The following is a 13,537-nucleotide window of genomic DNA, read 5'->3' as shown; positions in this document are numbered from 1 at the left end:
CGGTTAATCTCTTTGCTTATTTTCAAAGGGCCGACCATGAAACCGCATCACCTGATCCTTATGGCCGCGCTGGTCGTCACCCCGGCTCTGGCCGCCGAGAAGCCCAAGCCGGTGACGCCGTCCTCGATCCTTGAGTCCGCGCCGCCGACGGTGTGGCGCGATGTGGCGCCTGAGGATCTGGTGGTCATGACGCTGGCCGATGGCCATAAGGTGGTGTGGCAACTGGCGCCCGCCTTTTCGCCGGTACACGTGGCCAATGTGAAGGCCTTTGCCCGCGCCAAATGGTGGGACGGCTCGGCCCTGATCCGCGTGCAGGACGGCTATGTTACGCAGTGGGGGTGGCCAGACGAACCTGAGCCGAAATACCCTGACACCGTCAAGGCCGAACCGCCCGCCGAATACGAGCAACCGGTCACCGGTAAGCTACGCCCCCTACCCTATCGCGACGCCTATGCGACGCAGGTCGGCCATATCGACGGCTGGCCGGTCGCGTCGGACGGCAAGGCCCAGTGGATTCCGCACTGCTACGGCATGATCGGCGTGGCGCGGGGGCTCAATCCCGATACCGGTTCGTCGTCGCAGCTCTACACCGTCATCGGCCACGCCCCGCGCCACCTCGACCGCAATCTGGCCATCGCCGGGCGCGTTGTGTCGGGGATGGAATATCTGACCGCCCGCCCGCGCGGCACCGAGACGCTGGGCTTCTACAAGACCGCCGAAGAGCGCACGAAAATCGTTTCGATCCGCGTGGCGTCCGACCTGCCGAAGGGCGAACAACCGGCCTTTCAGGTGCTCGATACCCGCAGCCCGACCTTCGACGCCTGGGTAAAGGCGCGCGCCAACCGCAAGGACGACTTCTTCGCCGTCTCGGCCGGAGCGTTGGATATTTGCAACGCTTTGCCGCCCGTGCGCGAGAAAAAGTAAAAACCGCTTTTGTCGCGTCGCCCGTTAAGCCAACAATGGTTAACGGGATGGGGTCAGATGAAACTTGTGCGGTATATTGCGGCGGTTGTGCTCAGTCTGGGGCTGCTCCTCAGTCAGGCCTATGTCCTGCTGGGCGGTCTGGATCAGACCCGCCAGGCCGAACGCGTCAGCGGCGAAATCGCCAAGCTGGAGCCCGAGGTCGGGCAGTCGAAGGCCTTCTTCGCCCTGATGCAGACCTATGACACCAATGCCATTCGCGCGCGCATGAACGGCGACTATATCGACGCCAATTTCGACCTGATCATGGAGCGTGTCTATCTCTACCTGCCGCAGGAAACGCCGAAAAGCGTCAAGCCCGTCGGCTATCTGGTCCGTCAGATGGAGGGAAAGCGCTTCGTCTTCGTGGTGCTGGAATACGAATTTTCCGACCGCTGGGTCGTGGCGACGGTGACATCGGAGCCGTCCAATCCGCAACGCCTGATCGCCGGGTTCAACCTCAACACCTATACGGCGTCGCTGCTGGAACGGACGAAATTCCGGTTAAGCGGTCAAAGCATCGAACACTATATCCTGCTGGGGCTGGCGGTGATCAATCTTGTCTTCTGCGCGGCCACCCTGTTCGTGTGTATCGCCGCGCCGCGCGTGCGCTGGCGCTTCCTGTGGATTGCGCTGATCCTTGTCGGGGTCGGGCTGATGAGCTTCAACTGGCTGGAAGGCCGCATGGCGCTGAACATCATCGACGCCGGCCTGCCGCCGACGCGACTGGCGCTGGAACTCTATCAGCCGCTGTTTATCATGCTGTCGATCCCGCTGGGGGCGATCCTGTTCTGGATGAATTTCAGGAAACTGACTCGGGCTTAAACATCCTGCCCCGTTTACGGGGAAGGTGGATTTTGGCGCGCAGCGGCAAAAGACGGAAGGGGGAGGCACCGCTTCCACATATTCAGTTTCCGGCTTGCCCCCTCCGTCAGCGACTTCGCGCTGCCACCTCCCCCGCTTCGCAGGGGAGGATGTATCACCCAAACACCGCTTTCAAAATCGCACTCGTCCGCTTGGCCGGATTGGTGCGGATCGCCGTTTCTTCCTGCCCGACATAGTAGAACAGGCCATCGAGCGCCTTGCCCACGGCGAAGTCGCTTAAGTACACTTTCGGGTCTTTCTGGATATAGTTGCCCAAGCCATTGCGCTTGATCGCCTTGTCGAGCGACTGCACGGCGCCGGTCTGCTCCAGCGCGGTCTGTACCGGTGGGGTGAACAGAGTGATCAGGCGCGGCGTCGTCGACTTTTGCAGGTACTGCGTCCCGGCGGTCGAGCCCCCCTTGATGATGCCGACCGCGTCCTGCACCGTCAGCGACTTGATGGCGTCGATAAACAGGCTCTTGGCCACCGGCGCAGCGGTTTCGGCGGCGCGGTTGACGCGCAAATGCACTTCATCGAGCGCGCTGGAAAGACCCAGCGGTTTCAGCGTCTTCTGAACCTTGGCCAAAGTATTGGGGAGTGGAATCTGGATCAGGCTGTCGCCCCAGTAACCGTCGGTCTTGCCGACCCGCGACACGGCGGCAGCAGCCCCCAGCGACAGGGCCTCGCGCAACCCGCTATCGGCCTGTGCGTTGGTCAATCCACCCTTGGACGCCGTGACCGCCTTGACGATCTTCGACAGATCGCCCTGGGCCGAGGCCTGCGTCGTCCAGCCCGCCGAAATCAATGCCGCAATCAGAAACCGCCGATCCATACTACCCTCCGTTAACTACGGCGACGATACGACGGTTAATCTGGAAAAGTAAGCCCCTCTCCCTGAGGGAGAGGGTGGCGAAACGTAGTGAAGCCGGGTGAGGGGGGAAAGGGTTGAAACCGAGCGCATAGCTGGCAGCTCCCCCTCACCCGGCGCTACGCGCTTTCCCTCTCCCTCTGGGAGAGGGTTATTTCCGCAACAGACTTACATCGCGCACTGCGCCCGTATCAGCACTCGTTACCATCGCCGCATAGGCCTGAAGCGCCGCCGAGACGTAGCGTTCGCGGTTTTTCGGCGTGTAGGCGTCCTTGCCGCGCGCCTCTTCCTTAGCACGGCGCTCGGCGATGACCGCGTCCGATACGGCCAGCCTGATCGTCCGTTCCGGGATATTGATCTCGATGGTGTCGCCTTCTTCGACCAGCGCAATCAGGCCGCCCTGCGCCGCTTCGGGCGAGGCGTGCCCGATGCTGAGCCCCGACGTGCCGCCCGAGAACCGCCCGTCGGTCAGCAGGGCGCAGACTTTACCGAGACCTTTCGATTTCAGATACGAGGTCGGGTAGAGCATTTCCTGCATCCCCGGACCGCCGCGCGGGCCTTCGTAACGGATGATGACCACATCGCCCGGCCCGACCTTGTTGTTCAGGATGCCCGCCGTCGCGTCTTCCTGAGACTCGAACACGCGCGCCGTACCGTTGAAGCGCCAGATTTCCTCGTCGACGCCCGCTGTCTTCACGATGCAGCCGTTTTCCGCAATATTGCCGTAGAGCACCGCCAGACCGCCGTCCTTGGTGAAGGCGTGTTCGACCGAGCGGATGACGCCCGTCTGACGGTTCGAGTCCAGTTCGTCCCAGCGGCGCTCCTGCGAGAAGGCGACCGTCGTGCGCACGCCACCCGGCGCCGCCTTGAAGAAGGTCGCCACGCGTTCGTCGTTCGACGACTTGATGTCCCAGTGGGCGATGGCCGAGGCCAGAGTCGGGGCGTGGACTGTCGGCAGTTCCCCGTGCAGCATACCGCCGCGATGCAATTCGCCCAGAATCCCGATGATGCCGCCGGCGCGGTGAACGTCTTCGATATGCACGCTCGACGTCGCCGGCGCGACCTTGCACAGGCACGGCGTCGAGCGCGACAGGCGGTCGATGTCCTTCATGGTGAAATCAACGCCCGCTTCCTGCGCGGCGGCCAAAAGGTGCAGCACCGTATTGGTCGAACCGCCCATGGCGATATCGAGGCGGATGGCGTTTTCAAAGGCTTCGAACGTGGCGATCGAGCGCGGCAGGACCGAGGCGTCGTCGGTCTCGTAATAACGACGCGTGTTTTCGACGATCAGGCGACCGGCCTCGCAGAACAGCGCCTTGCGGTCGGCGTGGGTGGCCAGAGTCGTGCCGTTCCCCGGCAAGCTCAGGCCCAGCGCCTCGGTCAGGCAGTTCATCGAATTGGCGGTGAACATGCCCGAGCACGAACCGCAGGTCGGACACGCCGCTTCTTCGACGGCCTTGACCTGCTCGTCGGAGATGGAATCGTCGGCGGCCTGCACCATGGCGTCGACCAGATCGAGGGCGTGGGTCTTCTTGACGCCGTCCTTGTCCGGCCACACGACCTTGCCCGCTTCCATCGGGCCACCCGACACGAAGATGCACGGGATGTTAAGGCGCATGGCGGCCATCAGCATGCCCGGCGTGATCTTGTCGCAGTTCGAGATGCACACCATGGCGTCGGCGCAGTGGGCATTGACCATATATTCGACGCTGTCGGCGATCAGGTCGCGCGACGGCAGCGAGTACAACATTCCGCCGTGCCCCATGGCAATGCCGTCATCGACCGCGATGGTGTTGAATTCCTTGGCGACGCCGCCGGCCTTTTCGATCTCGCGCGCCACCATCTGCCCCAGGTCTTTCAGGTGGACGTGGCCAGGGACGAACTGCGTGAAGGAGTTGACCACCGCGATGATCGGCTTGGAGAAATCGGCGTCGGTCATGCCGGTCGCGCGCCAGAGCGCCCGCGCGCCCGCCATGTTGCGGCCGAAGGTGGTGGTGCGGGAACGATAGGCGGGCATGAGGAACCTCGGATTTTACTTTATATATGAGTGTGCGTGACTCGCCCCTCCCACCCTTCCCCGTAAACAGGGAGGGATTTCCGCGTTCATCCTTCCCCGTTCACGGGGAAGGTGGCACCGAGCATAGCGAGGTGACGGAAGGGGGGAAGCATAGTCAAAACAGTCGCTGTTGGCGGCCATATAAAACGAATGCGGAGATTTGCAACAGCGCCCCGACGCCGCTTTTACCCACAACCCCGGATTCCGACGTCCTCTGCATTTTTTTGCGCCCGCGAAACTGTTGCGCAGAGTCGCCGTGTCGCAGGGTAAATTTTTGCCAGAACCCATATATCAGAAATATATTTTCAAATTATGGCAATATGAAAAAAATTATTGCCGCATAAATTCACCCAAACGCCGATGTAAGAAAATTTTTTGCGTTTTTACCTTTGCAATTTGAAAAGGTTTCAGGCTATATGATCGCAACACGGGGCCATGGTGGCCCTGATGACGGAGACGCACACGTGCGCAAGGCTATTGCCATCGCTGCAAAACAGGACGTTCGGGCCACCGCCGCGAACCTGACCTTTGCCGCGTCCGCCGTCATCGTAGCCCTGATCAACCTACTTATCGTAGGCGTACTTGTACGCCCTATGATCACGGAGTGGTAGAGCAGGTTTAACCCCGCCTTTCGAGGAATATACGTCCTCCCGCTCCCTGACCAGAGCGGGCTTTTTTGTACATGCCCAAAGCCCAAGACCTTCACCTGTAACGCGTACCACCCTTTGAAAACCGAGATGTCATCATGAACGCTCAGACCCGCATCATCGATCCCGCCGCCTTCTCCAGCTCGAACTTCGTGATTCTGCACGGTTCGCTGTCGCCCGAAGGTTGCGTGATGACCGGCGGCGGTTTCGAGCGCGACCCGCACGAAGCCCGCACCCGCGTCTTCGCCGTCGAAGCCGACGCCATCGCCGCCATCGAAGAGGGCCGCGTCGCCAACGGGGAAGCCATTGTCATCGCGGCGGCTGACGATGCCGAAATGTCGGCCATCTTTGCCGCCATTGACACCGCGGGCCTGCGCGATATCGCCCTGATCTCGAACGGTCGTTTCGCACCGTCCTCGAACGGTATCGTCATCGGTCACGTCGGCAAGGCGATCCGCTACGTTCAGAACTTCGACACCCTGACGATTGACATTAAGAACCGCCGCATCGATATCGACGCCGACATCGTCGCCCGCCGTAACGATGCTCCGCGCGAAACCAAGGTCAAGAACGGCTTTGCCCCGATGGGCAAGTACGCGGCGATCATGGCCGCTGCCGAAGCGCAATAAGTTTTACTTCTCTCAACAACCGGCACCAAGCCGGATCTAATGGAGCCTCCACTGTGAAAATCTATACCAATGACGACGTTTCCCCCGACAGCCTGAAGGGCGAACGCGTCGCCATTATCGGCTACGGCTCGCAAGGCCGCGCCCACGCCCAGAACCTGCGCGACTCGGGCGCTGACGTGATCGTCGGCGTGCGCGCCGGCGGTTCGGGCCATCAGAAGGCCACCCACGACGGTCTGGCGACCGCTGAAATCCGTGACGCCGTCAAGGACGCGACCATCATCGCCATCCTGACCCCGGACATGAGCCACGCCGAAATCTACAAGAACGAGATCGAGCCGTTCGCGCCCAAGGGTGCCGCGCTTCTGTTCGCTCACGGTTTCTCGGTCCTCTACGGCCGCGTCATCGCCCGTGAAGACCTCGACGTCATCCTGGTCGCCCCCAAGGGTCCGGGCGACCTGGTCCGTCGCGAATATCAGCGCGGCCGCGGCGTGCCGACCCTGTTCGCGGTCGATCGTGACGTCACCGGCAACTCGGCCCGCAAGGCGCTGGGCTATGCGCGCGGCATCGGCGGCACCGTCGGCGGCGTGATCGAAACGACCTTCAAGGAAGAAACCGAAACCGACCTGTTCGGCGAACAGGCCGTCCTGTGCGGTGGCACGACCGAGCTGATCCTGATGGGCTTCGAGACCCTGACCAACGCCGGTTACCGTCCGGAAATCGCCTATTTCGAAGTCCTGCACGAGCTGAAGCTCATCGTCGACCTGCTGTACGAAGGCGGCTTCGCCAAGATGCACGAGTTCGTGTCGGAAACCTGCAAGTACGGCGATCTGGTTTCGGGCCCGCGCATCATCAACGAAGAAACGCGCGAGCGTATGGAAGAAGTGCTCAACGACATCCAGTCGGGTGACTTCGCCCGCGACTGGATCCTTGAGAACATGGCCGGTCGTCCGCGTTACAACGCCCTGATGCGTCAGGATCTGGATCACCCGATCGAGCACACCGGTCGTGACCTGCGCGCGCGCATGTCGTGGCTGAACCAAAAGGGTAACGGCTAATTGCCCTCACGAAAAAGTCTGCCACTTCGTGGCAATACATTTTTCGTGGCCCATATCGACAAGCCAAGGCTCGGGGCGGCCCTTCGCCTTGGCTTGAAATTATAAGTTGGAGTGGTTTCAGGCGTTTGCCTGAAACCACATTCAAAATTTTACACCGAGTTTAATCATGGCCACCAATAAACCGACCGGCGCGCAACTCGTCATCTCAACGCTGAAGGCGCTGGGCGTAGACGTGCTGTTCGGCTATCCGGGCGGCGCGATCATGCCGATCTATGACGCCCTGGCCGGGTCCGGCCTGCGTCACATTCTGGTGCGCCATGAACAGGGCGCGGCCTTTGCCGCCGACTCCTATGCCCGCGCCACCGGGCGCGTCGGGGTCTGCATGGCGACGTCGGGTCCCGGCGCCACCAACCTGATCACCGGCATCGCCAATGCCTATATGGACTCGATCCCGATGGTCTGCATCACGGGTCAGGTCGGCACGCACCTGCTCGGCACCGACGGCTTTCAGGAAGTGGACTTTCTGGGCCTGACCTTGCCGATCGTCAAACATTCGTGGCTGGTCCGCGATGCCTCTCAGATTCCGGCGATCATCGCCAAGGCCTTCGCCATCGCCAAGGAAGGCCGTCCGGGCCCGGTTCTGGTCGATATCCCCAAGGACGTCGCCGCCTCGTTCGTCGACTCGTCCGACATGGGTGAGTTGTCGGCCTATGTCCCGCCCGCCCCCAACGCCGAGGCCATCGACGCCGCCCGCGCTCTGATCGAACAGGCGAAAAAGCCGCTGCTGTACATCGGCGGCGGGGTCCACATGGCCGACGCGGACCAAGAGATGCGCGACTTCGTCGAACGCACCGGCATCCCGCTGGTCGCCACCCTGAAAGGGCTCGGCACTGTCCCCACCACGCACGATCTGGCGCTGGGGATGCTGGGGATGCACGGCACCCGCGCCGGCAATATTGCCGTTCAGGAAACCGATCTGCTGATCGCCGTCGGCGCCCGTTTCGACGACCGCGCGACGGGCAAGCTCTCGGCCTTCGCCCCCCACGCCAAGGTCATCCATTTCGATATCGACCATGCGGAAATTCACAAGAACCGCCGCGCCGATGTCGGCATTATCGGCGACCTGAAACTGGCCCTGCCCGCCTTGCAACCGAAAATGCCGGACATCTCCGAGTGGGTGAAGTTCAACAAGGCCAACAAGTGGCAGCACCGCTTCAAGTACGATGCGCCGGGCAAGGGCATTTACGCCCCGGCCCTGCTGAAATACATGTCCGAAGTCGCTGCTGATAAGTTCATCGTCGCCTGCGACGTCGGCCAGCATCAGATGTGGGTCGCCCAGCACTGCGAATTTGCGCAGAACAAGGCGCACATCACGTCGGGCGGTTCCGGTGCCATGGGTTATGGCCTGCCCGCCGGGGTCGGCGCCAAGCTCGCCCTGCCCGACCACCACGTCGTCACCGTCTCCGGCGACGGCAGCTTTATGATGAACATTCAGGAGATGGCGACGCTGCGCCGTTATGGCATCAACCTGAAGATCGTGCTATTGGACAACTCCTCGCTGGGGCTGGTCCGCCAGTGGCAGGAACTGTTCTACGAAGAGAACTACAGCGAGATCGACCTGTCGGACAATCCCGACTTCGTCGAGGTCGCCAAGGCGTTCGGGCTGAGTGCGTTCCGCATCACCCAGCGCCACGAAGTCGAAGGGGCCGTCGACCGCCTGCTGGCCGCCGATGCGCCGACCCTTCTGCATGTACTGATTGACCCGCGTGAGAACGTCTGGCCGCTGGTGCCGCCGGGCGCGTCGAACGCCGAAATGATGGAGGAGCGCTGGGATGAGCCAATCGATTCATATTGAGATTGACCGTCTCGAAGGTACGCTGCTGCGCATTCTCGGCCTCGTCGAGCGTCGGGGCTTCCACATCGACGGGCTCGAACTCTACGACCTCGGCGAGGATACCCGCGGCCTGACCCTGACGCTCCGCCCACGCGACGCGACGCGCAGCTTCGACACCCTTGGCTTCCAGATTGACAAGCTGTACGGCATCAGGCGCGTCCCCGCGCCGCAAGCCACGCCTGTCGCCGCCGAAGCCCAAAAAATCAGCGCTTAAGAGTCACCTATTATGACCGTAGTAAATCGCGATCCAAACCGCGTCATCGTTTTCGACACCAGCTTGCGCGACGGCGAACAGGCCCCAGGCTTCTCCTTGGGCGTCAAGGACAAGCTGATGCTGGCCCATACCCTCAAGGAACTGGGCGTCGACGTCATCGAGGCCGGTTTTGCCGCCTCGTCGCCCGGCGACGAAGAAGCCATCCGCACCATCGCGCGTGAAGTTGTCGGCCCAACCTTCTGCTCGCTGTCGCGCGCGCTGGAATCCGACATCGACGCCGCCGCCCGCGCTTTGCTGCCCGCCAAGCGCAAGCGTTGCCACATCTTCCTCGCCACCTCACCGATCCACCGCGCCGCCAAGCTGAAAAAGAGCCGCGAGCAGGTGCTGGAGATCGCCCACAAGGCCGTCAGCTACGCCTCGAAGATCTTCGACGAGGTCGAGTTCTCGCCGGAAGACGCCATCCGCACCGAGCAGGACTTCCTGCACGAGGTCTGCATCGCGGCGGCTGAGGCCGGGGCGCGCACCCTGAACATCCCCGACACGGTCGGCTATACGACGCCCAAGGAAATCTTCCAGATCTTCACCGACCTCAAGGCGGCGTTGAAGGATCACCCGGACGTCATCCTGTCGGCGCATAACCACAACGACTTAGGCCTCGGCGTCGCCAATACGCTGGCGGCCTTGGAGGCCGGGGCGCGTCAGATCGAGGTCACCATCAACGGCATCGGCGAACGCGCCGGTAACGCGGCGATGGAAGAGGTCGTCATGGCCCTGCGCACGCGGCCTGAGCTATACAAGCTGCACACCGGCATCGACGCGACGAAGTTTTCCAAGGCCAGCCACCTGTTGTCGCGCGCCACGGGCACCATCGTCATGCGCAACAAGGCCATTGTCGGCAAGAACGCCTTCGCGCACGAATCGGGCATCCACCAGCACGGCATGTTGTCCGACGCCCGCACCTACGAGATCATGCGCCCGGAAGACGTCGGGGCGGAGAAGTCCAACCTCGTTCTGGGCAAGCATTCGGGCCGCCACGCCATCGCCAAACAGGCTGAGGCTCTGGGCTTCGACCTCGACGAACTGGCGCTGGGCGACCTGTTCGCCGCCTTCAAGCGCCGCGCCGACGAAATCGGTGAGATTGACGAGTTCGAGCTGATGTCGCTTCTGACGCGCAACAATGCCGACAAGGACGATGCGCGCCTGTTCAAGGTCTCCAGCGAAGTCACCAAGGATCAGGTCAATATCACGCTCGACCTGTTCCGCGACAACGGCGATCCGCTCAAGGTCTCCGCCACCGGCGTCAACGCCTTCGAGGCCGGTTTCCGGGCTCTGGTCGAGGCGTATCAGATCGAAGCGCGGGTCAATGACTGCGAAATCATCCAGTCGGGCTTCACGTTCGACGGTGGGGCCTTTGCAGAAATCAGTTTACAGATTAAGGGTGAGGCATATCGGGGCCGTGGTCGCGGCCCCGACCCTGTATGGGCCGGGCTCCGCGCCATGTGCGACGCCTTCGAAAAATACGTCTTCCTGCACGACAGGAAGAATGCCCAAAGAGCTAACCCTCATTCTGATTCTGGAAAAGTCCATGAAACCGCTCGCTGAAAAAATCTGGTTCAACGGTGAACTCAAAGCCTGGGAAGACGCGAAGATCCACGTCCTGACCCACGGCCTGCACTACGGCACCTCCGTCTTCGAAGGCGTCCGCGCCTACGACACGCCGAAAGGCCCTGCCGTCTTCCGTCTGGCCGAACATACGCAACGCCTGTTCGACTCCGCGCGCATCTATCACATGCCGATCCCGTTCACACCCGAACAGATCAACGAAGCCTGTAAAGAGACCCTGCGCGTCAACGGTCTGAAATCCGCCTATCTGCGCCCCATCGCGTTTCTGGGCGAATGCGGTCTGGGCGTCACGCCGAAGCCCGAAAACGTCAAGGTCGATGTCGCCATCGCCGCCTTCCCGTGGGGCGCCTATCTCGGCGAAGACGGCTTGACCAAGGGCGTCGACGTCATCGTTTCGTCGTGGCAGCGTCTGGCCCCGAATACCGTGCCGCCCGCGGCCAAGGCCGGCGGCAACTACCTGTCGTCCTACCTGATCGGTCGCGAAGCCCGTTCGCGCGGCTACGAAGAAGGCCTCGGCCTCGGCACCGACGGTCGCCTGTCGGAAGGCGCCGGTGAGAACCTGTTCCTGATCATGAAGGGCAAGATTCACACGCCGCCCGTTTCGTCGTCGATCCTCGGCGGCATTACGCGCGACACGGTTCTGACTCTGGCGCGCGACGCCGGTATCGAGGTCATCGAACAGGCCCTGCCGCGTGAGATGCTCTATCTGGCCGACGAAGTCTTCATGACCGGCACGGCAGCGGAAATCACGCCGATCCGCTCGATCGACGACATCCCGACCCGCGTTGGCGGTCCGGGTGAAGTCACCAAGCTGATGCAACAACGTTTCCACGGCCTGTTCAACGGCGAGACCGAAGACACCTACGGCTGGCTGGATTACGTGAACTAAGAAAGCAAGATACCCCACCACCCCTTTGCTTCGCAAAGCGGTCCCCCTCCCCGGCGTAGCCAGGGAGGAGTAAGGCAAACACCCTTCATACCTCCCCAACTTGTTGGGGAGGGGGACCGCACAAGCCGCGAAGCGGTGAGATGTGGTGGTGGGGGCTCTTAAAAATACTCAGGACGACCCGAATGTCATCGACACCCAAATCTCTGTTCGAAAAAGTGTGGGAACGCCACATTGTCGAGGACGAATCCGCCGACCGTCCGGCCGTCCTCTATATCGACCTGCACCTCGTCCACGAGGTCACCTCCCCGCAGGCCTTCTCCGAACTGGAAGCGCGCGGCCTCAAGGTACGCCGCCCCGACCGGACCTTTGCGACGCTCGATCACTCGATCCCGACGCTGGGCCCCGACGCCGAAGGCAACCGCCCTTACTTCACCCCGCAAGCCAAGGCACAGGTCGAAACGCTGGAGCGCAACACCGCCGCGCATGGTGTGAAACTGTTCGGCTGGGGCTCGGAAAACCGCGGCGTCGTCCACGTCATCGGCCCGGAAATGGGCCTGACCCAGCCGGGCTATACCGTCGTTTGCGGCGACTCGCACACCTCGACCCACGGCGCGTTCGGCTGCATCGCGTTCGGCATCGGCACCTCGGAAGTCGGCCACGTTCTGGCCACCCAGTGCCTGGCCCAGCGCAAGCCCAAGACCATGCGCATCACCGTCAATGGCGAACTGAAACCCGGCGTGTCGGGCAAGGATGTGGCGCTGGCCATCATCCAGCGCCTCGGCTTCGGCGGCGGCACGGGTTACGCGCTCGAATATACCGGCCCGGTCATCGAGGCGCTCGATATGGAAGGCCGCATGACGGTCTGCAACCTCTCCATCGAAGCCGGGGCGCGCTGCGGCATGATCGCGCCGGACCAGAAGACGGTCGAGTGGCTGCGCGGCCGCGCCTATGTGCCCGCCGATTACGATGCCGCGGCGGCCGAATGGCTGAAGCTGAAAACCGACGACGGCGCGGTGTTCGACGACGAAATCGTCATCGACGGCTCGGTCATCGAGCCTATGGCGACCTGGGGTACGACGCCGGATCAGGGCGGCGCGATCTCCAAAGGCGTGCCGGTCGCCTCGAACGAAAACGAGGTCAAGGCGCTGAATTATATGGGCCTGCACGGCGGCGACAGTCGTTCGGTGGCCAAGGTCGACGTGGTCTTCATCGGCTCGTGCACCAATGGCCGTCTGGCCGATCTGCGCGCCGCCGCCGACATCCTGCGCGGACGCAAGGTCGCCGAGGGCGTACGGATGCTGGTCGTGCCGGGTTCGGAACAGGTCCGCATCGACGCGGTCGCCGAGGGGCTGGACAAGGTCTTTACCGATGCCGGGGCCGAATGGCGCCTGCCGGGCTGCTCGATGTGCATCGCCATGAACGGCGATTTCGTCGCGCCGGGGCAACTGGCGGTTTCGACCTCCAACCGCAATTTCGAAGGCCGTCAGGGCCCGGGCTCGCGCACAGTGCTGGCCTCGCCCGCCACGGCGGCGGCTTCGGCCATCGCTGGTCACGTCGTCGATCCCAGAGATTATCTGCAAAGCGCCTGATGCCTTACACCTCTCGTGATTTTGGTGCGGACATCCTCGTAGAAATCGACAATGGCTACGATACTGTCCGCATCGCACGATGGGCGTTTCAGAACTACCATAGGCCCGATCTTTCGAACGAAGACCTGAAAGATAAGATTCTACAGGTCGCCGTCATGGAAGAAGGACCGGAATTTGAACTTAGTGAAGATGCGTTGAAGCAGTTTGCGCTCCAACTTATCCGATCTGACCCACGCTAATAACCTCACA

At 62.2% G+C, this 13,537-nt stretch carries 12 protein-coding genes; 10 read left to right on the top strand and 2 right to left on the bottom strand.

The features are described 5' to 3' along the window. The first annotated feature begins 36 nt into the window (after positions 1–36). Positions 37–924 carry a peptidylprolyl isomerase gene (locus tag PQU92_RS08445; RefSeq protein WP_272747777.1) on the top strand — a complete coding sequence of 296 codons (888 nt, stop codon included), beginning with the start codon at positions 37–39 and terminating at the stop codon, positions 922–924. 57 nt (positions 925–981) lie between these two features. Next, positions 982–1,785 carry a hypothetical protein gene (locus tag PQU92_RS08440; RefSeq protein WP_272747776.1) on the top strand — a complete coding sequence of 268 codons (804 nt, stop codon included), beginning with the start codon at positions 982–984 and terminating at the stop codon, positions 1,783–1,785. Between the two features lie 154 nt (positions 1,786–1,939). Here the strand turns inward: PQU92_RS08440 and PQU92_RS08435 are convergent, their stop codons facing one another. Both PQU92_RS08435 and ilvD read right to left on the bottom strand, forming a co-directional pair. Then, positions 1,940–2,656, bottom strand: coding sequence for a DUF4197 domain-containing protein (locus PQU92_RS08435; RefSeq protein ID WP_272747775.1), 717 nt, complete (start codon positions 2,654–2,656; stop codon positions 1,940–1,942). A 187-nt stretch (positions 2,657–2,843) separates the two neighbouring features. Then, positions 2,844–4,709 carry a dihydroxy-acid dehydratase gene (gene ilvD / locus PQU92_RS08430; protein WP_272747774.1) on the bottom strand — a complete coding sequence of 622 codons (1,866 nt, stop codon included), beginning with the start codon at positions 4,707–4,709 and terminating at the stop codon, positions 2,844–2,846. A 784-nt stretch (positions 4,710–5,493) separates the two neighbouring features. Here ilvD and PQU92_RS08425 point away from each other — a divergent pair. The 8 genes from PQU92_RS08425 to PQU92_RS08390 all read left to right on the top strand — a co-directional run bounded on the left by PQU92_RS08425 (position 5,494) and on the right by PQU92_RS08390 (position 13,527). After that, positions 5,494–6,024, top strand: coding sequence for an IlvD/Edd family dehydratase (locus tag PQU92_RS08425; protein ID WP_272747773.1), 531 nt, complete (start codon positions 5,494–5,496; stop codon positions 6,022–6,024). Between the two features lie 53 nt (positions 6,025–6,077). Continuing rightward, positions 6,078–7,079, top strand: a complete 1,002-nt coding sequence (gene ilvC / locus PQU92_RS08420; RefSeq protein WP_272747772.1) for a ketol-acid reductoisomerase — start codon at positions 6,078–6,080, stop codon at positions 7,077–7,079. A 166-nt stretch (positions 7,080–7,245) separates the two neighbouring features. After that, positions 7,246–8,934, top strand: coding sequence for an acetolactate synthase 2 catalytic subunit (ilvG, locus tag PQU92_RS08415; RefSeq protein ID WP_272747771.1), 1,689 nt, complete (start codon positions 7,246–7,248; stop codon positions 8,932–8,934). After that, on the top strand, positions 8,912–9,187 hold the full coding sequence (locus PQU92_RS08410) for an ACT domain-containing protein (protein ID WP_272747770.1): 276 nt from the start codon (positions 8,912–8,914) through the stop codon (positions 9,185–9,187). Before ilvG ends, PQU92_RS08410 begins: the two co-directional genes overlap by 23 nt. Before the next feature lie 12 nt (positions 9,188–9,199). Beyond that, positions 9,200–10,789: a 2-isopropylmalate synthase gene (locus PQU92_RS08405; RefSeq protein WP_272747769.1), complete on the top strand. Its 1,590-nt coding sequence runs from the start codon at positions 9,200–9,202 to the stop codon at positions 10,787–10,789. After that, complete coding sequence (locus PQU92_RS08400) at positions 10,773–11,699, top strand: branched-chain amino acid transaminase (protein WP_272747768.1); 927 nt, start codon at positions 10,773–10,775, stop codon at positions 11,697–11,699. Before PQU92_RS08405 ends, PQU92_RS08400 begins: the two co-directional genes overlap by 17 nt. 182 nt (positions 11,700–11,881) lie before the next feature. Further along, complete coding sequence (gene leuC / locus PQU92_RS08395; RefSeq protein WP_272747767.1) at positions 11,882–13,288, top strand: 3-isopropylmalate dehydratase large subunit; 1,407 nt, start codon at positions 11,882–11,884, stop codon at positions 13,286–13,288. Then, positions 13,288–13,527 (top strand): hypothetical protein, encoded by a 240-nt coding sequence (locus PQU92_RS08390; protein ID WP_272747766.1) that lies wholly within the window; start codon positions 13,288–13,290, stop codon positions 13,525–13,527. Before leuC ends, PQU92_RS08390 begins: the two co-directional genes overlap by 1 nt. The last annotated feature ends 10 nt before the right edge of the window (positions 13,528–13,537 follow it).

This window comes from Asticcacaulis aquaticus (assembly GCF_028550415.1).
GTDB lineage: Bacteria > Pseudomonadota > Alphaproteobacteria > Caulobacterales > Caulobacteraceae > Asticcacaulis > Asticcacaulis aquaticus.
Note: the sequence above shows the minus strand (reverse complement) of the source record. Positions and strands in the feature narration are given on the sequence as shown.